General features: G+C 71.3%; 21 protein-coding genes. 14 read left to right on the top strand and 7 right to left on the bottom strand.

The features are described 5' to 3' along the window. Nucleotides 1–189 precede the first annotated feature (189 nt). The 4 genes from ACZ58N_RS22890 to ACZ58N_RS22875 form a co-directional block, all read right to left on the bottom strand. Complete coding sequence (locus tag ACZ58N_RS22890) at nucleotides 190–1,248, bottom strand: YeiH family protein (RefSeq protein ID WP_471162851.1); 1,059 nt, start codon at nucleotides 1,246–1,248, stop codon at nucleotides 190–192. Continuing rightward, entirely contained in the window at nucleotides 1,248–1,805 is a 558-nt protein-coding gene (locus ACZ58N_RS22885; protein ID WP_319189655.1) for a cysteine dioxygenase family protein, read from the bottom strand. Before ACZ58N_RS22885 ends, ACZ58N_RS22890 begins: the two co-directional genes overlap by 1 nt. Before the next feature lie 99 nt (nucleotides 1,806–1,904). Continuing rightward, entirely contained in the window at nucleotides 1,905–2,810 is a 906-nt protein-coding gene (locus ACZ58N_RS22880; RefSeq protein ID WP_471162847.1) for a LysR family transcriptional regulator, read from the bottom strand. 117 nt (nucleotides 2,811–2,927) lie between these two features. After that, a complete protein-coding gene (locus ACZ58N_RS22875) occupies nucleotides 2,928–4,478 on the bottom strand; it encodes a S1C family serine protease (protein WP_471162844.1) in 1,551 nt (516 codons plus the stop codon). 256 nt (nucleotides 4,479–4,734) lie between these two features. On the opposite strand from ACZ58N_RS22875, the gene ACZ58N_RS22870 reads away from it, so the two are divergent. The 3 genes from ACZ58N_RS22870 to ACZ58N_RS22860 all read left to right on the top strand — a co-directional run bounded on the left by ACZ58N_RS22870 (nucleotide 4,735) and on the right by ACZ58N_RS22860 (nucleotide 7,422). Further along, complete coding sequence (locus tag ACZ58N_RS22870; protein WP_471162841.1) at nucleotides 4,735–5,535, top strand: glycerophosphodiester phosphodiesterase; 801 nt, start codon at nucleotides 4,735–4,737, stop codon at nucleotides 5,533–5,535. Between the two features lie 85 nt (nucleotides 5,536–5,620). Then, nucleotides 5,621–6,223, top strand: a complete 603-nt coding sequence (locus ACZ58N_RS22865) for an ATP-binding protein (RefSeq protein ID WP_471162838.1) — start codon at nucleotides 5,621–5,623, stop codon at nucleotides 6,221–6,223. A gap of 224 nt (nucleotides 6,224–6,447) precedes the next feature. Continuing rightward, complete coding sequence (locus ACZ58N_RS22860) at nucleotides 6,448–7,422, top strand: DUF5926 family protein (protein WP_471162835.1); 975 nt, start codon at nucleotides 6,448–6,450, stop codon at nucleotides 7,420–7,422. Between the two features lie 181 nt (nucleotides 7,423–7,603). Here the strand turns inward: ACZ58N_RS22860 and ACZ58N_RS22855 are convergent, their stop codons facing one another. Next, a complete protein-coding gene (locus ACZ58N_RS22855) occupies nucleotides 7,604–8,191 on the bottom strand; it encodes a hypothetical protein (RefSeq protein ID WP_471162832.1) in 588 nt (195 codons plus the stop codon). A gap of 149 nt (nucleotides 8,192–8,340) precedes the next feature. Next, nucleotides 8,341–9,045: a bifunctional DNA primase/polymerase gene (locus tag ACZ58N_RS22850; RefSeq protein ID WP_471162829.1), complete on the bottom strand. Its 705-nt coding sequence runs from the start codon at nucleotides 9,043–9,045 to the stop codon at nucleotides 8,341–8,343. A gap of 406 nt (nucleotides 9,046–9,451) precedes the next feature. Here ACZ58N_RS22850 and ACZ58N_RS22845 point away from each other — a divergent pair, with 406 nt between their 5' ends. Continuing rightward, a complete protein-coding gene (locus tag ACZ58N_RS22845; RefSeq protein ID WP_471162826.1) occupies nucleotides 9,452–11,014 on the top strand; it encodes a PP2C family protein-serine/threonine phosphatase in 1,563 nt (520 codons plus the stop codon). A gap of 213 nt (nucleotides 11,015–11,227) precedes the next feature. Continuing rightward, complete coding sequence (locus ACZ58N_RS22840; RefSeq protein WP_471162823.1) at nucleotides 11,228–12,694, top strand: aminopeptidase P family protein; 1,467 nt, start codon at nucleotides 11,228–11,230, stop codon at nucleotides 12,692–12,694. Nucleotides 12,695–12,916: 222 nt separating this feature from the next. On the opposite strand, the gene ACZ58N_RS22835 is transcribed toward ACZ58N_RS22840, so the two are convergent. Next, on the bottom strand, nucleotides 12,917–13,432 hold the full coding sequence (locus ACZ58N_RS22835) for an ATP-binding protein (RefSeq protein ID WP_471162820.1): 516 nt from the start codon (nucleotides 13,430–13,432) through the stop codon (nucleotides 12,917–12,919). Nucleotides 13,433–13,722: 290 nt separating this feature from the next. Here ACZ58N_RS22835 and ACZ58N_RS22830 point away from each other — a divergent pair, with 290 nt between their 5' ends. The 9 genes from ACZ58N_RS22830 (at nucleotide 13,723) to ACZ58N_RS22790 (ending at nucleotide 23,605) form a co-directional block, all read left to right on the top strand. Continuing rightward, entirely contained in the window at nucleotides 13,723–14,535 is an 813-nt protein-coding gene (locus ACZ58N_RS22830; RefSeq protein ID WP_471162817.1) for a hypothetical protein, read from the top strand. A 110-nt stretch (nucleotides 14,536–14,645) separates the two neighbouring features. Beyond that, a complete protein-coding gene (locus ACZ58N_RS22825; protein WP_471162814.1) occupies nucleotides 14,646–15,374 on the top strand; it encodes a YcnI family copper-binding membrane protein in 729 nt (242 codons plus the stop codon). A gap of 96 nt (nucleotides 15,375–15,470) precedes the next feature. Continuing rightward, on the top strand, nucleotides 15,471–16,124 hold the full coding sequence (locus ACZ58N_RS22820; protein ID WP_471162812.1) for an SCO family protein: 654 nt from the start codon (nucleotides 15,471–15,473) through the stop codon (nucleotides 16,122–16,124). Beyond that, on the top strand, nucleotides 16,121–16,606 hold the full coding sequence (locus ACZ58N_RS22815; RefSeq protein WP_471162809.1) for a copper chaperone PCu(A)C: 486 nt from the start codon (nucleotides 16,121–16,123) through the stop codon (nucleotides 16,604–16,606). The genes ACZ58N_RS22820 and ACZ58N_RS22815 overlap by 4 nt, the downstream gene beginning before the upstream one ends. A gap of 22 nt (nucleotides 16,607–16,628) precedes the next feature. Continuing rightward, nucleotides 16,629–18,725 carry a copper resistance CopC/CopD family protein gene (locus ACZ58N_RS22810; RefSeq protein ID WP_471162806.1) on the top strand — a complete coding sequence of 699 codons (2,097 nt, stop codon included), beginning with the start codon at nucleotides 16,629–16,631 and terminating at the stop codon, nucleotides 18,723–18,725. A 68-nt stretch (nucleotides 18,726–18,793) separates the two neighbouring features. Continuing rightward, entirely contained in the window at nucleotides 18,794–20,014 is a 1,221-nt protein-coding gene (efeB, locus tag ACZ58N_RS22805) for an iron uptake transporter deferrochelatase/peroxidase subunit (protein ID WP_471163102.1), read from the top strand. A gap of 42 nt (nucleotides 20,015–20,056) precedes the next feature. After that, complete coding sequence (gene pheA, locus ACZ58N_RS22800) at nucleotides 20,057–20,992, top strand: prephenate dehydratase (RefSeq protein WP_281204904.1); 936 nt, start codon at nucleotides 20,057–20,059, stop codon at nucleotides 20,990–20,992. A gap of 526 nt (nucleotides 20,993–21,518) precedes the next feature. Beyond that, on the top strand, nucleotides 21,519–22,796 hold the full coding sequence (gene serS / locus ACZ58N_RS22795; RefSeq protein WP_471162802.1) for a serine--tRNA ligase: 1,278 nt from the start codon (nucleotides 21,519–21,521) through the stop codon (nucleotides 22,794–22,796). After that, nucleotides 22,793–23,605, top strand: coding sequence for an HAD family hydrolase (locus ACZ58N_RS22790; RefSeq protein WP_471162799.1), 813 nt, complete (start codon nucleotides 22,793–22,795; stop codon nucleotides 23,603–23,605). Before serS ends, ACZ58N_RS22790 begins: the two co-directional genes overlap by 4 nt. Nucleotides 23,606–23,775: the final 170 nt, after the last annotated feature.

Raw genomic sequence — 23,775 nt, 5'->3', positions numbered from 1 at the left:
CTGTCTGTGCGGATCTGTCGGTGCGGTCTGTCGGTGCGGGATCTGTCGGGTGATCTGTCGTGCCGATCGGCTGTGCTGCCGTGCGATGGCCGGGGCAGAGTCGCACGGGGGCCGTGAGAAGTCAGCGGGCAGTCTGAACGTTCGGTCGGTTCCGGCCACGAAATGGCCAACTCCACTTGTTCCGCGGCCTCATACGGTGAGCAGGACCCCCACGTACGAGACCCCCGCCACCATCACCCACGCCCCCAGCCCCAGCACCGCCGCGCGCCCGCCCGTCCTGGCCAGTGTCGGCAGGTGCACGGCGCTTCCGAGGCCGAACAGCGCGGCGGCCAGGAGCGCCTCCTGGGCCGTGTGCGCCCACTCCAGGGCCACGTCGGGCAGCAGGCCCGTGGCGCGCACCGCGGCTGCGGCCAGGAACCCGGCCACGAACAGCGGTACCGGGGCGGGCTTGCGTCCCGAGGGCGTGCGTACCCCGTGTCGGCGGGCCCGTAGGGAGAGCGCCACGGCGGCCACCAGCGGGGCCAGCAGGGCCACCCGCATCAGCTTGACCAGAACGGCCTCGCCGAGCGCGCCGGGGCTCGCCGTCTGCGCGGTCGCCACGACCTGCCCGACGTCGTGGACGCTGGCGCCCACCCAGCGCCCGAAAGCCGGGTCGGAGAGTCCCAACGGGCCCTGAAGCAGCGGGAGAACGGCGATGGCGAGGGTTCCGCAGAGGGTGACGAGGGCCACCGAGGAGGCGACGTCCTCCTCGTCGCTGCCGGAGACCTGGCTCACCGCACCGATCGCCGAGGCGCCGCAGATCGAGTAGCCGGTGGCGATCAACAGGGGCTGATCGCCGGGTAGTCCGAGGCGACGGCCCAGCCAGAGCGTGCCGAAGAAGGTGGCCGCGACGACGCCGGTCACCATCAGCACGGTCGCCCAGCCCAGCCTGACCACCTGGTCGAGGCCCAGGCCCAGGCCAAGCAGGACGATGCCGATCCGCATCAGCCGCCGGCCCGCCAGGGACAGGCCGGGGCGGGCGGGGCCCCGGACGACGGTCCGCAGACGGGGAAGGTGGGCGACGGCGATACCGAGGACGACGGCGGCGGTGAGCATCGGCACCGCCGGGACCAGCAGGTGCGCGACCCAGGCCACCAGGGCGCCGGACGCGGCCAGGATCAACCCCGGCCAGGAGCTCGGTGTTTCACGTGAAACACCGAGCAGTCGCACCCGCTCCGGCCGGTGCGGGGTGCGGTTCAGCAGTGCCATCAGTCCACCGGCTCCGGGTAGACGCGGCGGACGCTGCTGCCCAGGCGGGCCACGTCGGCGCCGTAGACGTGAAGGGAGATCGCCGTCGTACGACAGGAGTTGCGCACCTTGTGGATGTCGCCGGGCGGGGCGAAGCCGCACACATCGCCCTGGCCGTTGACCACCTGCTCGGTCGCCACCAGGCGTGCGGGCTCCGTCGGGGACGCCGCCGGGGCGAGCCGGTAGCGGATCTCGCTCTCCGCGCCCTCGTGGACCCCGGCGACGCACCAGGAGACGTGGTCGTGGATCGAGGTCTCCTGGCCGGGCAGCCACACCAGGGCGACCACCGAGAAGCTGCCGTCCGGTTCGGTGTGCAGGATGTGCTGCCGGTACCGGTCGGGGTGGCCCTCGCGCTGCCCCTCGGTGAGCAGGTCGGGGGTGCCCAGGTGCGGGGCGAGCCGTTCTCCGACCAGGTAGGCGGTCAGGTCGGGGGCCAGGCCCCGGTCCACGACCTTGCGTATCTCACTGACGAGGGCGGCCATCCTCGCTGTCGTTCGGGCCGGCGTGGTGGTGGTCATACGAGCAGCGTCCGCCCGGCCGTCCATCACGTCCAACGCCAGTTCCGCCCTGAAAACCCAAGCTCCGCTTATGGGTTGGGCAGGGTCGGTTCCGCCGGGTCAGCAACCGACGCGGTTCGACGCCGCCTGCTTCAGGGCGTCCAGCACCACGGCCGTCGCCGGGATCCTCAGGTGGTCGCGGTACACGTACGCGGCGATGTGTCGGCGGGCCGCAGGCTGGAGCACGCGCCCGCAGACGCGGTTGAGCGAGAGCGACGGCAGCACCAGCGCGGGCATCATGGCCACGCCCAGGCCCTGTGCGACGAGGCTCTGGACCACGAGGTTGTCATCGGTCGCGAACCGGATGTCGGGCACGAACCCCAGCTCCGCGCATTCGTGCAGCAGGTTCGCCTGGCAGCGCGGGCAACCGGCGATCCAGCGCTCCTCGGCGAGGTCGCCGAGGTGGACGGCCCGGCGGCGGGCCAGCGGGTGCCCGGTCGGAAGCAGGACCGTCAGCTGGTCCTCCAGCAGCCTGACCTCGGCGACGTCCTCGGGGATCTCCTCGTGCAGGCCCGGATAGGTGAAGGCCAGCGTGATGTCGCACTCTCCGCGCTGGAGCCGGCGCAGCGACTCGGGCGGTTCCCCTTCGAGCAGTTCGACCTGTACGCCGGGGTGGTCCTTGGCGAGTTGGCTGAGGGCTTCCGGGACGAGGGTGGCGTTGGCGCTGGGGAATCCGCAGACGCGTACGCGGCCGGTGCGCAGGCGGGTGTAGGCCTTCAGCTGGGCCTCGGCGGCCGAGAGGCTGCCCAGGATGGACTCGGCGTGGCGGGCCAGGGACTCACCGGCCTCGGTGAGTTTCATCTTCCGGCCGACCCGGGTGAACAGCGGTGTGCCCACGGCGCGTTCGAGCGCCTTCATCTGCTGGGTGATCGCCGGCTGGGTGTACCCGAGGACGCGCGCAGCCGCCGAGTAGGACCCGGCGGCGACCACTTCATGGAATGTCCGTATGTGCCGTGAATCGAACACGACCGAAGCATAAGCGGATGTTGGGAGGGGCCGTAAGCGGAATCCCGCCCACGGCCCCTGCCATCAAGCCTGTTTCATCGCCCCGTCGACCGGAGGTCCACCGGCGCGATCCGCCCGCTACTTGTCGCCGACGCGCGAGCCGAGGGTGATGTCGACCGTGGTCGGCTTGCCGTCGCGCTGGTAGGTGAGCTTCACGGTGTCGCCGGGCTTGTACGTCCAGATCATGCTGATCAGGGTCGGTCCGCTGTCGACCGGCTTGCCGCCGAACTCGGTGATGAGGTCGCCGGGCTTGAGGCCCGCCTTGCCGGCCGGGCCGTTCGGGTCGACCAGCTCGTTGGCGGGGGCGCCCTGCTCGGAGACCTTCGCACCGTCGGCCTTGGCCTGGAGGTCGACGGAGACCGAGATCACCGGGTAGACCGGCTTGCCCGTCTTGATGAGCGACTCGGCGACGTTCTTGGCCTGGTTGATCGGGATGGCGAAGCCGAGGCCGATCGAACCGGCCTGGCCGCCGCCGAAGCCGCCGTTGCCCGCGGACTGGATCGCCGAGTTGATGCCGATCACGGCGCCTCGGCCGTCGAGCAGCGGACCGCCGGAGTTGCCGGGGTTGATCGAGGCGTCCGTCTGCAGGGCGCTCATGTACGAGTTCTTGCTGCCGGAACCGTCACCGGAGGCCACCGGACGGTTCTTGGCGCTGACGATGCCGGTGGTGACCGTGTTCGACAGGCCGAACGGTGCGCCGATCGCGATGGTCGAATCGCCGACGGCCACCTTGTCGGAGTCCCCCAGCGCCAGCGGCTTGAGGCCGGCGGGCGGGTTCTTCAGCTTGAGGACGGCGACGTCGTAGCCCTGTGCCCGGCCGATCACCTCGGCCTCGTACTTCTTGCCGTCGGAGAAGATCGCGGAGACCTTGCCGCCGTTCGCGGCGGAGGCGACCACGTGGTTGTTCGTGAGGATGTGGCCCTGCTGGTCGTAGACGAAGCCGGTGCCGGTGCCGCCCTCACCGTCCCCCGCCGAGGACGAGGACGAGGCCTCGATGGTGACGACGCTGGGCAGCGACGCGGCCGCGAGGCCGGCGATCGAGCCGGAGTCCCGCTTGAGGTCCTTGGGGGTGCTCGCGCTGATCGTCGTCGAACCGGAGCCGCTTTCGTTCCGCTCCGCCGCCCAGTACCCGATGCCGCCGCCGACGCCGCCGGCGAGCAGGGCCGCGACGAGCACGCCCGCGATCAGGCCGCCCTTGCCCTTGGGCTTGGGGGGAGGGGTGCCGTCGGTGCCGAGCGGCGCGCCCCAACCACCGCCGCCGTGACCTCCGGCCCCGTACGCGGGAACCGCGGGCGGGGGAGGCGGCCAGCCCTCGGCGCCGTACGCGGCCGTGGGGGCGGGCTGCCCGTAGGGCGGCGCCTGGGCGTAGCCCTGGGCGGGCGCGGCCGGGTCCACGGGAGCGGGCGGCGTGGCCGGCGCGTGGTCCGGGGCATGCGGCGGCGCCGCGGGCACGGTCGGCGGAAGCTGCTGGGTCCGCTCGACGCCCGGGCCCGGATCCGGCGCGGCCGGGGTCCCGGGGACCCCGTCGGCCGGAGCCGCGTCGGGTGTGGAAGCGGCCACCGGCACGGGAGGTGCGGACGGGGCCGCGGGGGGCGTCGGGGCCGCGGTGCCCTCGTTCTCGGTGCTCACAGCGCTCTCTCCTCGTCACACACGGCTTATACGGCTGGCACAGCTGCTGGAAATATCTGGCGATATCGACCCGACTCCGGTCCGACTAAACGTTCGACGCACCGCACAAGTTCCAGGGTGAAGCCTTTCCCATGACCCGTCAGAGCACTGTAAGCCGGACCTGTGCGTCTGCCCCCATCCTTTATCCCCGACATTTCGGGCGCATCCCCAGGACTCGCCCCGACGCGCGGGTGCGCCACGATGGCACCATGACCGGGTGACCCACGCAACGCCGCGCCCCATCCAGGTCGTCGCCCACCGCGGCGCCTCGGAGGATGCCCCCGAGCACACCCTGGCCGCCTACCGGAAGGCCATCGAGGACGGCGCCGACGCCCTCGAATGCGACATCCGGCTGACCGCCGACGGCCATCTGGTCCTGGTCCACGACCGCCGGGTGAACCGTACGTCGAACGGTCGCGGCGCCGTCTCGGCCCTGGAGCTGGCCGACCTCACCGCCCTCGACTTCGGCTCCTGGAAGGACCGCGAGGAGTCCCCCGACTGGGACGCCGATCCCGAGCGCACCTCCGTCCTCACCCTGGAAAGGCTGCTGGAGCTGGTGTCCGACGCCGGCCGGCCGGTCCAGCTGGCGATCGAGACGAAGCACCCCACCCGCTGGGCCGGACAGGTGGAGGAGCGCCTCCTCTTCCTGCTCAAGCGCTTCGGCCTGGACGCCCCGCCCGCCGACGGCCCCCACCCGGTCCGGGTCATGAGCTTCTCCGCCCGCTCCCTGCACCGGGTGCGGTCCGCCGCCCCGACGATCCCGACCGTGTACCTGATGCAGTTCATCTCGCCCCGGATGCGGGACGGCCGACTGCCCGCCGGGGTCCGGATCGCCGGACCCGGCATGCGGATCGTGCGCAGCCACCCGGGGTTCATCCGCAAGCTCCAGACCGCCGGGCACTCCGTACACGTATGGACCGTGAACGAGCCCGAAGACGTGCAGCTGTGCGCCGATCTGGGCGTGGAAGCGATCATCACGAACAGACCCCGTCAGGTTCTGTCACAACTGGGGCGCTGACGTACCCATGTGCGCACCCGTCACGGGCGTCCCGCCGGTGACGGGGTGTGCTCCGGCGCATCCGCTCCGCGTTCGGTGGTCATGAATGCGTCGGAGGACCCGGTCGTGGCGGTTTCCGGTCCAGGCCATTGGGGCATCCAGATCATGGCGTGGGGCTAAGGAGGTACCGGGGGTGGCGTTGGTGATGGCACAAGAAGTGCCCACGTCTTCGTGCATGGACGTGTCCCATGGTCCGGCGGGCGTGGGCAAGGCAAGACAGCGCATGCGCGAACAACTTCGCATCAGCGGCCTGTCCGAATCGGTCGTGGACGATGCCGTACTGATCCTTTCCGAACTGCTCAGCAATGCCTGCCGACACGGCCGGCCCCTGGGCTCGCGGGAGATCGGCGACGGGGAGATACGTGCCGCGTGGCGCGTCGACAAGGCGGGACGCCTGACGGTCGAGGTCACGGACGGCGGCGGTCCCACCCGCCCGGTTCCGGCCACCCCCTCGGTCACCGCCCGGGGCGGGCGCGGGCTGAACATCATCAGCGCCCTGGCCCAGGACTGGGGCGTCCGGGACGGGGTCGCGGGCGAGGTCACCGTGTGGGTCATCGTTGCCCGAGGGGCTCGGCACGACGATTTCGCTACGCGCGTCACCGCCCCGGCGATCGGCTTCGCATCGGCCTTCGACGATCTGGATCCGTGACGGGGAACCCGCCGGCGGGAGCGTCCCCACCGACCATCCGCACCGTCCCGCGTCCCGCGCACGATCCGCACGGTTCCCCGCAGTACCGGTCATCCGCGCGGGCGGCCGTCCGGGAGCGCACGCCGACCGTGCTCCCGGCCGCACCCCACCGGTTCCGGCGGTACGAACGGCTAGGCTCGCGACCAGAGAGACCGCCGTACCGCCGCAACCGGGAGACACCCACGATGGCCAAGAAGCGCCCCGCAGCCAAGACCGCGAAGCCGCAGCTCAACAACGGGGAGATCCCGGTGGTGGGCGCGCGCGAGCCCTGTCCCTGCGGATCCGGTCGCCGGTACAAGGCCTGCCACGGCGCGGCCGCCGCGCACGCCGTCACCGAGCACGTGCAGCGTCCCTTCGAGGGGCTGCCGGGCGAATGCGACTGGGTGGCGCTGCGCGAGCTCGTGCCCGCGGCCACCATCCCGCTGACCCTCAAGGGCGGACTGCCCGAGGGCGTCCCGTCCGTCACGCTGGTGACCGTACTGCCCATGGCCTGGCCGGCCCTGCGCCGCGAGGACGGCTCCGTCCTGCTCGGCCTGCAGAACGACTCGACCACCGGTGACCTGGCCCGCGACATGGCCGACACCCTGGAGCGCGCGCTCGTGGCGGACCCGGGAACGCCGGTTCCGGCCCGTCGAGTTCCGGCCGAGGGCACCCGACTGCAGGACCTGCTGGACCTGGACGGCGCTTTCGAGCCGGTTGTGCACAGCGGCTTCGAATTCTGGATTCCGGAGTCGGAGAGCGCCCAGACCTCCTCCCCGGAGATCGCCGCCTCGCTGGAACGCGCCAACGCGGCCGCCATCCCGACGGTGAAGCTGGAGGGCGTCGACGCGGCCTACTGGTGCGAGACGCCGGACAAGAACCACCTGCGCTGGGTCATGCCGCACCCCGAGGAGAAGCTGCTCGACGCGCTGGCGCGACTGCACGCCGCCGGCACCTCCTCGCTCGGTGAGGGCACCAAACTCGTGGGCTCCTTCCGGGCGCACGGCCTCGTCGTCCCCGTCTGGGACCTGCCCACCGGGGTCTCCGCCGACGACGTGGAGAAGCCGGCGGCCGAGTTCGCGGAGCGGCTCGCCGCAGCCCTGTCCGCGGACGCCCCGCTCACCGCCGAGGAGCGCCGCGCACGCGGTGGCCTCACGAACCGCCAGGTGACGCTCAGCTGACGTCCCGGAGCCCGCGGGCGCCGTCGTGGCGACCGCAACTCCCTCTAATCGCCTGCAAATCGGTGTCCGAATATCAGAGATCGAATTTGCGAACAGGCGATCTCTTGTTACCGTTCTTGTAGCCCGGTCGCTGGTGCATCCCCCGTCGCCAGCGACCGGGCCCTTCCATTTCAGGCTACGGTCAACCGTCGCCCGGCTCCGGTGAGTTGCTCCCGGACCGCAGGAGCAGCTGACCTTCCGCATCCGGAACTGCAAATTCCGCTACGGCCGAGTAGTCGATCGGCTTTCCGGCGGACTCCTCCTGCGGCGTCTCGCACAAACCCGGTTCGTCCCCCGCGCCGACGACACAACGGATCCGCACCGTGCGCCCCTCGGGCCCCATGACGGTCAGCACGGCGTCCAGGGTCCGCCCGCTGGTGTTGCGGTAGTAGCTGCGCCCCCAGGTCCGACCACCGCTCTCCAGGACACAGGTCTGCGCCTCCACCCCGTGCGGGGAGGAGAGTTCCGGACCGCACCGGGTGTCCGTGGGGGGCCGCACGTCCGGACCGGGCCGCGACGGGAGGGCCTCGCGCTCGACCGACCGCGCCGCATCCGCGACACGGGTCGCCTCCGGCGTGCGGGAAGGAGCGGAAAGGCCGAGCGAGGAGAGCAACCCCCCGCCTTTTCCGTCATCCTGACCGGCGAAATCCGGCCCGGCGATCGCCCCGGCGAGGGGAAGCGACAAGATGACCAGCACACCGGCGCCGATACCGATCAGGCGGAGATTCATTCGCCGAAGATAGCGACGCCGGAAAGGGCCCCGGAGATCCCCGCGCCCAATTCCCTTGGAAACCGGCCCTGTCGGCACCCGTACGAGTGATGCGGAGGCCACCGGGATCTCCCGGCACCCGCCCGCACGTTCCCTTCTCGGGTCGCCGATCAGTAGGCGAGCCGGCTGCCACCGCCCGGGGCGCCGCTGCTCGCCTCCACGAGCGCGTCCACGACCGCCTCGACGTCCGGCAGCCACGGGCCGCCCCGCCCCGTCGCGGGTTCGCGTTCCCAACAGACCTGCCCACCGCCCGAAGCAGTGGAGGGCGGCAGCAACAGGTAGCCGCCCTCGCCGTGGAAACGCAGCGAGGCGGGCACGTGGTCCTTGGCGTAGAGGAGTTCGCCGAGCCGCTCCAGCGAGTACGGCGCCACCAACAGCGCCCACCGGGTCGGCGTGGCGACGATCGGCCCCAGACGCATGCCCTGCGCGTCCAGCCGTACGACGGCCCGCGCGGCGGCGGCGGCCGGCAGGCTCACCGCGCACGGCGCGGTGCCGCCGGTGGCCATCAACAGCGGCGCACTGGGCCGCTTGGCCCACCACCAGGCCACCATTCGGGGGTCGGTGGTGGCGGCGAGCAGACCGGGGTCGAAGGGATGCGCGCCGGGCACCACGCAATCGGGGTCGGGGCAGGCGCAGCGCGCACTGTCCGCGCCGGCCCGGCCCACGCCCGGGAGCACGGGCCACCGCAGGAGCGTGGCGCACGTGAGCGCCGCATCGAGCGGGGTGGGTCCCGCGACTGCGGCCGCCGAGGCGGCGCGCGGGGTCCTCCACCGGTCGCGGAGCCGCTGGAGACGCCTTCCGAGGATCTCGCGCATGAGCGCTCGTTCCTTTCCGTTGAACGCCGAGGGGCCACATCACACCGCGTGAGCGGTGTTTCACCACACGTACACGTTTCGCGTCACTGTCCGCCGGAAGCAGGTTCACACGGTTCGTGCAGTTTCGTACGGGTCCATCAAACGTCCGGCGGGGGCGGAGAGCGACCCGCACCGGTGTCGAGACCGGCTGCCGCCGCTAAGGACGACGGCACGTGCCGGGCGGTTCCCGGCGGTGCCGGGAGGCGTCAACTGACCCTGGGCACTACCGATTACGTACCCGAAGCCCCTGCGACGCCCGCCCAGTCGATCGCAAAAACCGTCCGCTTGCCGCTTTTTCCGGCCAAGTTTTACCCCTGGCCGGACAGTGAGTTGTCGTCCCTCGGACACCAGGATTCCCGCTGGCGCCATGCTGGACATCGCTCCTCGTGTGCGTGTAGATGTAAATCCATCGATGGCGGCGCAGCACGATCTGGGGGTTTGCGATGCTATATGGCGAATCGCACCAGGTGGAAAGGCGGACGCCATGAGCGCCCCGCATCTGCCGAAAGTGGCTGGAATCGATCCAGCAGTTACAGCGTCAGCGCAGACTCCGGCGCCCACGCCCGCTTCCACGCCCGTACGCACGACCCCCGCCCAGGCCGCACAGCCTGCCGCGAGCAGCGTCATCCAGGACCGGCTGGCGGGCATGGTCTCCGACCTCACCACCCTCCACGAGCTCACCGAGCGCCTCGCCCGGGCCAGTGATCTCGACTCCTCCCTGCAGGAGTTCCTGCGGGCCGGAGCCACTCTGGTCGGCGCGCGTCGCGGCCTGGTCGTCCTGGAGCCCTCCGACGGCCTCGGCCCGACCACCACGATCGGCCTCGGCCTGGGACGCGCGGACCTCGGCCACATCGAGACGGTGCCGCGCAGCGCCACCTCCTACGGCCGCATCCTCGACGGACTCCCCGACGCCCACGGCGGCTCCGAGGTGCTCCCCGAACCCGGCACCGCACCGGCGGGCCCCGGTACCGGTGGGCACGAGCCCCCCGTCGACCCCCGCCACCGCGAGGTCGCGGCCCGGCTCGGCTACGCGGCCAGCTACGCGCTGCCGCTGACCGCCGACGCCACCGGCCGGCTCGGCGCGGCCGTCTGGCTCTACGACGAACAGGCCGAGCCCAACGAGCGTCAGCGCGACCTCGCCGGGCTCTACGTCCGGCACGCCGCCGAGCACCTGGCGCGGATGGTCGAGGTCGACCGCTCCCGCACCCGGTTGGCCACGGTCGCCGAGGAACTGCTGCCCAGCCGGCTGCCCCGGATCGCCGGGGTCCAGCTCGCCGCCCGGCACCACACCGGACCGCGCGGCGGCGGCGACTGGTACGACGCCCTCCCGCTGCCCGAGGGAGCCATGGGACTGGCCGTCGGCTCCGTCACCGGTTCCGGGCCGAGCGCCGTCGCCGCGATGGGGCGCCTGCGGGCCTCGCTGCGCGCGTACGCCGTCATGGAGGGCGAGGACCCCGTCGCCGTCCTGTCCGACCTCGAACTCCTGCTGCGCCTGACCGAGCCCGCCCGCTCGGCGACCGCGCTCTTCGCGTACTGCGAGCCCGCCGCCCGGAAGGTCATCCTGGCCGGGGCCGGGCACACCCCGCCCCTGCTGATCGGCGAGCGGCGCACCGAGTACGTGGAGACCTCGCTCTCCGCGCCGCTGGGGATGCTCGCCTGCTGGGAGGCCCCGAGCGTGGAGATCGAGCCCGCTTCCGGAGAAACGGTGCTGCTCTACACCGACGGGCTGCTGCGGCGCACCGGTGACGCCATGGACCGGGCGTACGCCCGGCTGCACGCGGCGGCCGCGGGGGTTCCCCGTACCGCTCGGGACGACCCGGGGGCCATCTGCGACCACATCCTGCGGACCGTGCTGCCCGGGGAGGACCCGGCCGCGCCCTGCGCGGACCCGGACGAGGACGTGGTGCTGCTCGCCGTCCGGTTCGACTGACCGTCCGGGTCGGGCTCGGGGTCCGGGTCGGGCTCGGGGTCCGGGTCGGCTGAGCCGTGCGGTTCGGCCGGGGCGGGGGAGCGCGCGGCCACGGAAGGCGATCGTCCGGTTTGACTGATATGTCACAGGTCCCGCCGGACGCCTTCTCTTCGCACATACGATGGATGAGGTCCATACCCGGTACCTGCATGTCGTAGCAGCTGAGGAGAAGACGTGGCTGACGAGCTCACCCCGGAGACCCCGGAAGAAGAGCAGCCCCAGAAGAAGCACAAGCAGCGCAAGAACGGGCTGTACCCGGGCGTCAGCGAAGAACTCGCGGAGAGCATGCGCACCGGCTGGGCCGACACCGAACTCCGCGGCCTGGAGCCCATCGCCCAGGCGGCCCACACGGCCGAGCGCCGCGCCGCGCTGTCGGCGCGCTTCCCCGGAGACCGCCTCGTCATCGCGGCCGGCCGGTTGAAGACCCGCTCGAACGACACCGAGTACCCGTTCCGCGCCTCGACCGAGTACGCGTACCTCACCGGTGACCAGACCGAGAACGGCGTCCTGGTCCTGGAGCCCACGGGCGGGACCGGGCACACCGCCACGATCTACCTGCTGCCCCGCTCCAACCGCGAGAACGGCGAGTTCTGGCTCTCCGGCCAGGGCGAGCTCTGGGTCGGCCGCCGCCACTCCCTCACCGAGGCCGAGCAGCTCCTGGGCATCCCGGCCAAGGACGTCCGCGAGCTCGCCGAGGCGCTCGCCGAGGCCGAGGGCCCGGTCCGCAACGTCCGGGGCCACGACTCCGTCGTCGAGACCGCCCTCACCGACAAGGTGACCAAGGAGCGCGACGAGGAACTGCGCGTCTACCTCTCCGAGGCCCGCGCCGTGAAGGACGCCTTCGAGATCGGCGAGCTCCAGAAGGCCGTCGACTCCACCGTCCGCGGCTTCGAGGACGTCGTGAAGGTCCTCGACAAGGCCGAGGCCACGTCCGAGCGCTACATCGAGGGCACCTTCTTCCTGCGCGCCCGCGTCGAGGGCAACGACGTCGGCTACGGCTCCATCTGCGCCGCCGGCCCGCACGCCTGCACCCTGCACTGGGTCCGCAACGACGGCGACGTCCGCTCCGGCGACCTGCTGCTCCTCGACGCCGGTGTGGAGACCCACTCCCTCTACACCGCCGACGTCACGCGCACCCTGCCCATCAGCGGCAGTTACACCGACATCCAGCGCAAGATCTACGACGCGGTGTACGAATCCCAGGAAGCCGGCATCGCCGCCGTCAGGCCGGGTGCCAAGTTCCGCGACTTCCACGACGCCTCGCAGCACGTCCTGGCCGAGAAGCTCGTCGAGTGGGGCCTGCTGGAGGGCCCGGTCGAGCGCGTCCTGGAGCTCGGCCTGCAGCGCCGCTGGACCCTGCACGGCACCGGCCACATGCTCGGCATGGACGTCCACGACTGCGCCGCCGCGCGCACCGAGGCGTACGTCGACGGCACGCTGGAGCCGGGCATGTGCCTGACCGTCGAGCCGGGCCTGTACTTCCAGGCCGACGACCTGACCGTGCCCGAGGAGTACCGGGGCATCGGAGTCCGGATCGAGGACGACATCCTCGTCACCGAGGACGGCAACCGGAACCTGTCGGCCGGCCTGCCGCGCACCTCGGACGACGTCGAGGCGTGGATGGCCCGCCTCAAGGCCTGAGTCCGGAGCCGGGCCCCGCGGGGCGCGGCCGGGCGGGACCCGAGGGTCGGTTTCGCGGCCCTCTGCTGCGCGGCCTTGTTCCGCGGCCCGTGTTTCGCGGTGGGCGGGATCTCCTACGGAGGTCCCGCCCACCGGCACGTCCAAGGCGATTGCCGGGGTCGCGACGGTTGCGTGGTCGCGGCCGTAACGGCGGTCGCGGTGGTAGCTGCGCCGAAGCTGCGGTCAGGACACCTTCAGCAGCGCGTCGTCGCGCCACTTCAGCATCTTGTCGAAGCTCACCACGGCTCCCCGACCCGGCCGGTTGCGGAACCGGACGTGGTCCGCGAGTTCCTCGATCAGGTGCAGGCCCCGGCCGTGTTCGGCCAGGGAGGGTCTGTGACGGGCCACCGTCGCGGCCGGGAACCCCGGGCCGGAATCCGATACTTCGATGCGGCAGCAGTCCCCGTCCAGATAGGCCGTGACGTGGTACGCCCCGGTCCCGTCCGGATCGTCGGCACCATCCCCGTCACCGCCGACGGAACCGCCCGGGGCGTCGACGTCGGAGGAGCCGCAGCGGGGGCCCGCCCCGCGGCCGCCGTGCTCCACCGCGTTCGCACACGCCTCGGTCAGTGCCACCGACAGATCGAAAGAGATGTCCGGGTCCACCCCCGCGGTCTCCATCGTCCCCAGCAACAGTCGCCTGGCGAGCGGCACGCTCGCAGCTTCGCGCCTCAAGTGGAGAGACCACCAGATGCTCATACGGTTACCTATTGCCGCCCCGGGTGGACCGTAAGCCCCTCACGGCCGGCGGAGCCCTCATTCGGCCGATGCGGCACTCCCGGGACGCCGTGTACGCGGGTGCCGGCGTGCCCCAACGGCGCGCCCGTCACCGCCGCCTCCGCCGGCGCTTCCGTCTCCGCCCTCGCGCCGCCCTCGCCGCCACTTCTGTCGTCGCCCCCGCTGACCCCGACCTGACCGGAGGCCGCAACTCAAGGGTCCCTATACCTGCCGTATGCAGGGCCTAAGCGCAGTGCGATGATGGCCCGGCCATGACTGCCCCCCACACGACGCGCACCGGAGCCGGGCTCCGGACCACCCGGGCCGCGGTGTTCGCCGCGGTCTGCGTCGTGCTGTCCGCGGTGGGCCACGTCGTCGCCTCCTGCGCCTCCGTGCCGTGGTGGGCGCCGGTCTCCGCCTTCGTCGCCGTGTTCGCGGTCGCGGCCCCGCTCTCCGGACGTCGGCGTTCGCCGGGCGGCATCGCCGCCGCGCTCGCCCTCGGCCAGGTCGGGTTGCACACCCTCTTCGGCCTCGGCCAGCACGGCGAAGCCGCAGCGCGGGCGACGGCCGCGGACTCCGACACCTCCCTCGCGGCGCTCGCCGCCCAGTTGGTCTGCGGGGGCAACTCCGTACCGCTCGTCCCGGCCGACGCCCGGAGGATTCTGGAGGCCGCCGGCCTCGACCCGGCCACGCTGGCCGGACAGGCCGCCGCACAGGGCCACGCGGCGCACGAACACCTGGCCGACGCCGCCGGGCAGCAGGCGACCGGGCTGTTCAGCCCGGCCATGCTCGCCGGGCACCTGTTGGCCGCACTGGCGGCCGGCTGGCTGTTGGGCCGGGGGGACGCCGCACTGGTCCGTCTCCTCGAACTGTCCCGTCTCTCCGCCGAAGCCGACCCCGTACGTCCGCTGCGCACCGCGCTGGCGTTCGTACGCGCCCTCGCCTCCGGCATCCCGGGCGCGCCCGTCCGTACCCGGCGCGCCGGACGCGGTTCCGCCGCGCCCGCCGCGGCGACCGGCCGCGAAGCGCTCCAGCACACGGTGATCAGGCGCGGACCACCTCCGGCGCTCGCCCTCGCAGCCTGACGCGGCACCCGCCTCCCGGAGCACACAGCCACGGGAACACCGGTGCCGCGACCTCCGCGCGCGCCCGTGTGCGGAGCCCGTCACCCCTGCCTCCGTGGAGTGTTCCCGCCATGAAGACCTCTCGCGTCTCCTTCGCCGCCGCCATCGCCGCCGGCACCGTCCTCGTCCTGTCCGCCCCCGCCTTCGCGCACGTCGGCGTGCAGCCCGGCGAAGCCACCAAGGGCGGCTACGCGACGATCAACTTCAAGGTCCCCAACGAGCGCGACAACGCGTCGACCACGCAGTTGGAGGTCAGCTTCCCGATCGACCAGCCGCTGACGTCCGTCATGCCGCAGGACATCCCCGGCTGGACGGTGAACGTCGAGAAGAGCAAGCTCGACAAGCCGCTCACCGTGCACGGCAAGCAGATCAACGAGGCCGTCACCAAGGTGACCTGGTCCGGCGGCAAGATCGAGCCCGGCAAGTTCCAGCAGTTCCCGGTCTCCGTCGGCAAGCTTCCGGAGAACGCCGACCAGATGGTCTTCAAGGCGATCCAGACGTACGACAACAACGAGGTCGTCCGCTGGATCGAGGAGGCCAAGGAAGGCGCCCCGGAGCCGCAGACCCCCGCGCCCGTGCTGAAGCTGACCGCCGCCAAGGGCGACGACCACCACGACTCCGGTGACAAGAAGGCCGACGAGGCGAAGGCCTCCGGCAAGGACGACAAGGCGGCGGGCGACCACCACGACGAGGCCGCCACGAGCTCCGACACGACCGCCCGGGCGCTCGGCATCGCCGGCATCGTCATCGGCCTCGGTGGCGTCGCCTTCGGGATCGCCTCGCGTCGGCGCGCTTCCTGACCCGTCGCGGACACCGGCCGTGTCATCCGGCCGAGTCATCCGGCCGTGTCATTTCGAGAACATCCGCACCTTCCCCGATCACAGGGACATTCCTCCATGCGCACCACACGTGTGACGGTCGCCGCCCTCGCGGTGGCGACCGCCCTCACCCTCACCGCCTGCGGCGGTGGAAAGACCGAGAACACCGGGTCGGTCACCCAGATCACCGGTGAGAAGAAGGCAGGGGCCGCGACGGTCCTCGACCGCCCCTTCGAGAAGCCCGAGCTCGTCCTGACGGACACCACCGGACAGCCGTGGAACCTGCGCGAGCAGACCAAGGGCAAGCCGACGCTCATCTACTTCGGCTACACCAACTGCCCCGACGTCTGTCCCCTGACGATGAGCAACATCGCCGTCGCCAAAAAGGCACTGCCCAAGGCCGACCAGGACAACCTCCGGGTCGTCTTCGTCACCACGGACCCCGAACGGGACACTCCCGAGTCGCTCGGCTCGTGGCTCAAGGCCCAGGATCCGTCCTTCGTCGGACTGACCGGGGACTTCACCACCATCCAGGCCGCAGCGCGCTCGCTCGGCATCGGCATCGAGGCCGCCAAGAAGGAGGCCGACGGAGACGTCGTCTCCATGCACGGTGCCCAGGTCATCGCGTTCTCGCCCAAGACCGACGAGGGCTACGCCCTCTACGGCGAGGGCACCACCGTCGATGACTACACCAAGGACATGCCGAAGCTCGTCAAGGGACTGAACCCGTGAACCACCGCACCACCCGTACCCTCGCCGCCGCTCTCTCCCTGACGGCCGCGCTCGCCATATCCGGCTGCTCGTCCGACTCCTCCGACTCGGCCGACGGCGCCACGACCGGGATGACGGTCAGCGGGGCCTTCATCCCCGAACCGGTCAACGCCGAGATGGCCGGCGCGTTCATGGTCATCAAGAACGACTCGAAGACCGCCGACAAGCTGACCGGCGTCACCAGCCCCCTCTCGGACGATGTTCAGATCCACGAGACCAAGGACCAGAAGATGCGGCAGGTCCAGTCGATGGACGTGCCCGCCAACGGCGAGCTGAAGCTGGCGCGGGGCGGCAACCACATCATGTTCATGGGTCTCAAGAGCAAGCCGGCCGTCGGGGACAAGGTCACCGTGGAGCTCCGGTTCGAGAAGGCCGGCCCGGTCAAGGTCGAGGTCGACGTGAAAGAGCGAACCTACAACGCACAGAACTCCAACGCCCACTGACGGACCGAGGAACTGACACGCCATGACGGCCACCGCCCCCGCCCCTTCCCCAGCCCGGGTCCGCATCACGGCACTCCTGCCGCGGCTCGCGCTGGTCCTCGCAGCCCTGCTGGCAACCCTGTTCACCGCGGCCGCACCGGCCACGGCACACGCCGCACTCACCGCGAGCGACCCGCAGGACGGGGCGGTGGTCGCCACGGCACCCGCCCAGGTCACCCTCTCCTTCTCGGAGCAGGTCGCCATGGGCGACGACTCCATCCGCGTCATGGACCCCCAGGGCAGGCGCGTGGACACCGGCGAGCTCCGTGACATGTGCAGCGGCTCGATCATCCGGTACGGCACCGCCCTGCACGCAGGCCTGCCCAACGGCACCTACACCGTCGCCTGGCAGGCCGTCTCCGCCGACAGCCATCCGATCTCCGGCGCCTTCACCTTCTCCATCGGCGCCCCCTCGGCCACCAACGTCTCCCTGCCCACCCAGCAGGCGGGTGGCGGACCGGTCGGCATCGCCTACGGGATCGCCCGGTACGCCGCCTACGCCGGGTTCACCGTCCTCGTCGGCGGCGCGGCCTTCATCCTGCTGTGCTGGCGCCGCGGGTCGGCGGAACGGTCGCTGCAGAAGCTCGTCCTGCGCGGCTGGGTCACCCTCACCGCGGCGACCCTTGCGATGCTGGCGCTCCGCAACCCGTACACGAGCTCGGGCACGTTCGCCGACGTCTTCGACCTCGACGGGCTGCAAGCCGTCCTGGAGACCAAGACCGGCGCCGCGTTCGTCTCCCGGCTGCTGCTCCTCGGGGCCGCCGCACTGTTCGTCGCCGTGCTGTTCGGGGCCTACGCGCGCCATCAGCAGGCGTCGGGGGTCGGGACCGACGATCGGGTCGGGACCGACGATCAGGTACGGGACGACGATCAGGTGGGGGACGACACCAAGCAGACGAGCGACCTGGCGTTCGGGCTCGGTATCGGCGGAGCCGTGGTGGCAGCCGGCATCGCCGCGACCTGGGCCCTGTCCGAGCACGCCTCCACCGGCATCCAGCCCGGCATCGCGATGCCGGCCGACATCCTCCACCTGCTGGCCGTCGCCGCCTGGCTCGGCGGTCTCACCGCGCTGCTGGTCGCCCTCCACAAGGTGCCGGACATCGAGCGGGATGCCGTCCGACGCTTCTCGAAGGTCGCCTTCATCAGTGTCGTGGTCCTCGTCGTCACCGGCGTCTACCAGTCCTGGCGCCAGCTCGGCAGTTGGTCGGCCCTCACCGGCACCAGCTACGGGCGCCTCCTGATCATCAAGGTGGGGCTGGTCGCCGTGCTCCTCGGCACCGCCTACTTCTCACGGAAGTGGACCGCCCGACTGGCGGACGGGCAGATCGCGGCAACGGCCGACGAGCCGGCCGGTGTGCTCGCCGGGAAGGACGTTTCACGTGGAACGGCGGCCGGTGTTTCACGTGAAACGGACCGGTCCACCCCGCCCGAGGCGGCCGATGACGGTGCGCGGGAAACGAGCAGCGGTGTTTCACGTGAAACACCGGCCGCTCCCGACGCCGTCGACCCGCGGCGTGCCGCCCAGCTCGCCCGTCAGCACGCCGCCCGCGAGAAGGCCCGCGAGCACCAGGTGCGCGACGCCGACCCCGTGCGGGGCGGCCTGCGCCGGTCCGTTCTCGCCGAGGCGGCGGTGGCCGTGGCGCTGCTTGCCGTCACCACCGTCCTGACCAGCACGGAGCCGGGGCGCGCCGTGGAGCAGGAGGCCGGCCGGGGCTCGGCCTCCACCGCCGTGCCCAACCGACCCATCAAGATCACCCTGCCCTTCGAGACCGGCGGCCGGGACGGCAAGGGCACCGTACGGCTGGAGCTCGACCCGGGTCGGGTCGGCGCCAACACCCTCCACCTGTGGGCGGAGGATCCGGACGGCAAGCCCCTCGACCTGCCCGAGATCAAGGTCTCCTTCACCCTCCCGGCCAAGGAGATCGGCCCGCTGCCGCTCGCCCCGGACCGTTCCGGTCCCGGGCACTGGACCGCGTCCGGGGTGCAGCTACCGCTGACGGGTGAATGGCGCATCGACGTGACCGTCCGCACCTCCGACATCGACCAGACGACCGTCCAGAAGAACGTGAAGATCGGCTGAGCAGCGTGACCGACAGCATCCGGAGCAACCCGGACATCGAGATCTCCCGGCGCAGGCTGCTGGGCACCATGGGCGCCGCCGGCGCCGTCGGAGTCGCCCTCGGTGCCACGGGCGGGGCCCTCGCCCACGCCGCCGTCGTCGACTCCCCGACCGGTGCCCCCGGCGCGGCCGGGACGCTCGGCTCCCTGGGCGCCACCGAGGTGGCGTTCGACGGGGACCACCAAGCCGGGATCACCACCCCGCTCCAGGCCAAGGGCCACGTCCTCGCCTTCGACCTGGCGCCCGGCGCAGGCCGTACCGAGGCCGCCGCGCTGCTGCGCCGGTGGTCGGACACGGCGCGGCGATTGATGGCGGGCGCGGCCGCGCCGACCGCCGATACCGGTATCGCACTCGACGCGGGCCCGTCGTCCCTCACCGTCACCTTCGGGTTCGGGCACTCCTTCTTCGAGCGCACCGGCCTGACCGCACGCCGCCCCGTGGCGCTCGATCCGCTGCCGAACTTCTCCTCGGACCGACTGGACGCCCAACGCAGCAACGGCGACCTGTGGGTCCAGATCGGCGCGGACGACGGACTCGTCGCCTTCCACGCCCTGCGGGCCGTGCAGAAGGACGCCGGGGACGCGGCGCGCGTGCGCTGGCAGATGAACGGCTTCAACCGGTCCCCGGGGGCCACGGCGAAGCCGATGACCGCACGCAACCTGATGGGCCAGGTCGACGGCACCGGGAACCCGAAGCCCGCGGAACCCGATTTCGACAAGCGGATCTTCGTCCCCGGCACCGGGCCGGGACCCGCCGAACACGCCTGGATGGCCGGGGGGTCGTACGCCGTCGTGCGTCGGATCCGAATGCTGCTCGACGACTGGGAGAAGCAGTCGTTGAGCGACCAGGAGCGGGTCATCGGCAGGAGGAAGGCCGACGGCGCGCCGTTGACCGGTGGCACCGAGGCCACGGAGATGGCCCTGGACAAGCTGGGAGACGACGGCAAGCCCGTCATCGCCTCCAATGCCCACGCCCGGATCTCGGCGCCCGAGCAGAACGGCGGGGCCGCCATGCTGCGGCGCCCGTTCTCCTTCCACGACGGCATCGCCCCTGACGGCACTCCGGACGCCGGGCTGCTGTTCATCTGTTGGCAGGCCGATCCGCTGCGCGGCTTCGTCCCCGTGCAGCGCAAGCTCGACCGGGGGGACGCCCTGTCCGAGTTCATCCGGCACGAGTCCAGCGGGCTGTACGCCGTCCCGCCGGGCCCGCGTGCCGGGGAGTACGTCGGGCAGCGCCTGCTCGAAGGGTGAACGGCCCGGCGGCGGCGGCCTTCCCGGCATTAGGCTGACAGCATGTCGGCCACCCGCTTCACCTATCTCGGTCCCGAGGGCACGTTCACCGAAGCCGCCCTTCGTACGCTGCCGGAAGCCGCCACCCGGGAGCTCGTCCCGATGGTGTCGGTCCCCGCGGCCCTCGATGCCGTGCGGAACGGCGAGGCGGCGGCCGCCCTGGTGCCGATCGAGAACTCGGTGGAGGGCGGGGTCACGGCGACCCTCGACGAGCTGGCCTCGGGTGAGCCGCTGATGATCTACCGCGAGGTGCTGCTGCCGATCGCGTTCGCGCTGCTCGTGCGGCCCGGGACCAAGCTGTCGGACGTCAAGACCGTCACCGGGCACCCCGTCGCGCAGCCGCAGGTGCGGAACTGGCTGCGGACCCACCTGCCCGACGCGGTGTGGGAGTCGGCCGCGTCCAACGCCGACGGCGCCCGCCTGGTGCAGGAGGGCCGCTTCGACGCGGCCTTCGCGGGTGAGTTCGCCGCCGTCACGTACGGGCTGGAGGCGCTGGTCAAGGAGATCCACGACGCGGAGAACGCCGAGACCCGGTTCGTGCTCGTCGGACGTCCGGCCCGGCCGGCCGCGCCGACCGGCGCGGACAAGACCTCCGTGGTGTTGTGGCTCGGCGATGACCACCCTGGTGCGCTGCTGGAGCTCCTCCAGGAGTTCGCGGTTCGGGGTGTGAACCTGATGCTGATCCAGTCCCGGCCGACCGGCCAGGGAATCGGCAACTACTGCTTCGCGGTCGACGCCGAGGGACACATCTCCGACCGCCGGGTGAGCGAGGCCCTGATGGGTCTGAAGCGGACCTGCCCCCAGGTCCGCTTCCTCGGTTCCTACCCTCGGGCCGGTGTCGCTCTCAGTGAGGTGCGCGCGGCACGACCGGGAACCTCCGACGGTGACTTCACCGCGGCGTCGGACTGGCTGGCGCGCTGCCTCGACGGTCGCGCGTAGGACACCGTCCACTATCCACAGAGTTATCCACAGGCGGGTGTGGGGACCTGGGGACAAGTCGACACGGTGGCGCGACAAGGTCGACAAATCGCCCGACGCCTCAGGTTTCGCGCTGGGGAGCGACAGGTGAACGCTGTCACCCCCGTATCGGCGATCAACTCTTTGGAGCGAGCCATTCCCACCCGAATGAGTGTGTGAGGGCGGTTTGAACCCTGATGGACGCAGGCACGGCGCCGATCCCTATTGATCTAATTCCGTGTCCACAGATGCGGCACACAGCCTGTGGATAAGACGCCCCCGAGGAGAATTCCTGTGGACAAGGAACCCTCTCCGACACTGCTCAGGACCCGCCCCACGACCGGCACCCTGCCCCATTTCGGCGAATGGGGGCAGTTTTATCCACCACCGACCCGGGTCGACTTCGGGCCTCCGGACAAGAGATTTCCATTCGTACCAATTGGGACATAGTGACACGCAGCGTGATATCGGTGTGATCCCAGGAAGCCCAGCCCGGTAGCCTGGAGGGGTGATTGACCTTCGGCTGCTCCGTGATGACCCTGACCGTGTCCGCGCCTCGCAGCGCGCCCGTGGAGAGGACGTCGGCCTCGTCGACGCACTGCTCTCCGCCGACGAGCGCCGCAGGTCCTCCGGCATGCGCTTCGACGAACTGCGCAATGAGCAGAAGTCGCTCGGCAAGCTCATCCCCAAGGCCTCCCCGGAGGAGCGGGCCGAGCTGCTGACCAAGGCGGACCAGCTCAAGCAGGACGTCAAGGCCGCCGAGGCCGAGCAGAACGAGGCCGACGAAGCGGCCAAGCAGCTCCTGCTCAAGCTGGGAAACATCGTCCACGGTGACGTCCCGGTCGGCGGCGAGGAGGACTTCACCGTCCTGGAGACGCACGGCACGATCCGCGACTTCGGTGCCGAGGGCTTCGAGCCCAAGGACCACCTCGAACTCGGCGAATCGCTCGGCGCCATCGACGTCGAGCGCGGCGCCAAGGTGTCGGGTTCGCGCTTCTACTACCTGACCGGCGTCGGAGCACTGCTCGAACTCGCCCTGGTGAACGCCGCCATCGCGCAGGCCACCGAGGCCGGCTTCATCCCGATGCTGACGCCGGCGCTGGTCCGCCCGCGCGCCATGGAGGGCACCGGCTTCCTCGGCCAGGCCGCGGAGAACGTGTACCACCTGGAGAAGGACGACTACTACCTGGTCGGCACCTCCGAGGTGCCGCTCGCCGCCTATCACATGGACGAGATCATCGAAGCGGACAAGCTGCCGCTGCGATACGCCGGTTTCTCGCCCTGCTTCCGCCGCGAGGCCGGTACGTACGGCAAGGACACCCGGGGCATCTTCCGCGTCCACCAGTTCGACAAGGTCGAGATGTTCTCGTACGTCGCGCCGGAGGAGGCCGAGGCGGAGCACAAGCGGCTCCTCGACTGGGAGAAGCAGTGGCTGACCAGCCTGGAACTGCCGTTCCAGGTCATCGACGTCGCCACCGGCGACCTCGGCTCGTCCGCCTCCCGCAAGTTCGACTGCGAGGCCTGGATCCCCACCCAGGGCAAGTACCGCGAGCTGACCTCGGCGTCGAACTGCGACGGCTTCCAGGCCCGCCGCCTGTCGATCCGCTACCGCGAGGGCAAGAAGACGGCTCCGCTGTCGACGCTCAACGGCACGTTGTGCGCCGTACCGCGCACGATCGTCGCGATCCTGGAGAACCACCAGCAGGCCGACGGTTCGGTACGGGTGCCCCCGGTGCTCCGTCCCTACCTCGGCGGCCGCGAGTTCCTGGAGCCGATCGCCAAGTGAGCCCGGCCCCGTTCCCGTACAAGCTCGTCGCGACGGACCTCGACGGCACGCTCCTGCGTGACGACGACACCGTCTCGGAGCGCACCCGTGAGGCGCTCGCCGCGGCCACCGCGGCGGGCGCGGCTCACATCATCGTCACCGGCCGGGCCGTGCCCTGGACCCGGCACGTGCTCGACGACCTCGGTTACAAGGGGATCGCCGTGTGCGGGCAGGGCGCACAGGTCTACGACGCGGGCGCGCACCGGCTGTTGACCTCGGTGACGCTCGACCGGCAGCTGGCCGGCCTGGCGCTGTCGAAGATAGAGGCGGAGGTGGGGCCGCTGGCCCTGGCGGCCAGTCGGGACGGGGTGGACGGCGAGGTGCTGTTCGGTCCCGGGTACCAGGTGCAGGAGGGCCTGCCGGCGCTCTACCTGGAGGACACAGCGGCGGTCTGGACCGCCCCGTTGAACAAGCTGTACATCCAGCACCCGGGAATGGGCGAGGACGAACTCGTCAGCGTGGCCAGGGAGACGGTCGGCAGTCTCGTCGACATCGTGATGGCGGGCCCCGGCATCGTGGAGATCCTGCCGCTCGGTCTGAGCAAGGCCACCGGCCTGTCACTGGCCGCCCGGCGGCTGGGCGTGAAGGCCGCGGAGACGATCGCCTTCGGTGACATGCCCAACGACATCCCGATGTTCGGATGGTCCGCTCACGGCGTGGCCATGGCCAACGCCCACCCGGAACTCAAGGCCGTGGCCGACGAGGTGACGACCTCCAACCAGGAGGACGGCATCGCGGTGGTCCTGGAACGCCTGCTGGGCGCCGCGTAACGCGCAGAACGTACGAGAGGTCCGGAGCAGCCCGCGCCTGAAGGCGCGCTCGAAGCGGCTGCCCCGGACCTTTTGTTGCTCCCCGCACCACTCACTCTGCCCCGGGGAGAAGGCGCGTACCAGCGATTTTCCCCGCATCCGTCATGACCACGGTGGCGGCGCGCACCCGG

It is taken from the genome of Streptomyces sp. NPDC040432, from assembly GCF_055595445.1.
This window is presented reverse-complemented; position numbering and strand designations above follow the sequence as displayed.

Bases quoted from the DNA above. Each gene is read 5' to 3' on its own strand.
- ACZ58N_RS22835 (WP_471162820.1), bottom strand. From the start codon at position 13,432: ATGAGCATCTGGTGGTCTCTCCACTTGAGGCGCGAAGCTGCGAGCGTG.
- pheA (WP_281204904.1), top strand. From the start codon at position 20,057: ATGTCGGCCACCCGCTTCACCTATCTCGGTCCCGAGGGCACGTTCACC.
- ACZ58N_RS22855 (WP_471162832.1), bottom strand. From the start codon at position 8,191: ATGAATCTCCGCCTGATCGGTATCGGCGCCGGTGTGCTGGTCATCTTG.
- ACZ58N_RS22885 (WP_319189655.1), bottom strand. From the start codon at position 1,805: ATGACCACCACCACGCCGGCCCGAACGACAGCGAGGATGGCCGCCCTC.
- ACZ58N_RS22830 (WP_471162817.1), top strand. From the start codon at position 13,723: ATGACTGCCCCCCACACGACGCGCACCGGAGCCGGGCTCCGGACCACC.
- ACZ58N_RS22850 (WP_471162829.1), bottom strand. From the start codon at position 9,045: ATGCGCGAGATCCTCGGAAGGCGTCTCCAGCGGCTCCGCGACCGGTGG.
- ACZ58N_RS22810 (WP_471162806.1), top strand. From the start codon at position 16,629: ATGACGGCCACCGCCCCCGCCCCTTCCCCAGCCCGGGTCCGCATCACG.
- ACZ58N_RS22865 (WP_471162838.1), top strand. From the start codon at position 5,621: ATGCGTCGGAGGACCCGGTCGTGGCGGTTTCCGGTCCAGGCCATTGGG.
- ACZ58N_RS22845 (WP_471162826.1), top strand. From the start codon at position 9,452: ATGCTGGACATCGCTCCTCGTGTGCGTGTAGATGTAAATCCATCGATG.
- ACZ58N_RS22890 (WP_471162851.1), bottom strand. From the start codon at position 1,248: ATGGCACTGCTGAACCGCACCCCGCACCGGCCGGAGCGGGTGCGACTG.
- ACZ58N_RS22825 (WP_471162814.1), top strand. From the start codon at position 14,646: ATGAAGACCTCTCGCGTCTCCTTCGCCGCCGCCATCGCCGCCGGCACC.
- ACZ58N_RS22820 (WP_471162812.1), top strand. From the start codon at position 15,471: ATGCGCACCACACGTGTGACGGTCGCCGCCCTCGCGGTGGCGACCGCC.
- efeB (WP_471163102.1), top strand. From the start codon at position 18,794: ATGGGCGCCGCCGGCGCCGTCGGAGTCGCCCTCGGTGCCACGGGCGGG.
- ACZ58N_RS22860 (WP_471162835.1), top strand. From the start codon at position 6,448: ATGGCCAAGAAGCGCCCCGCAGCCAAGACCGCGAAGCCGCAGCTCAAC.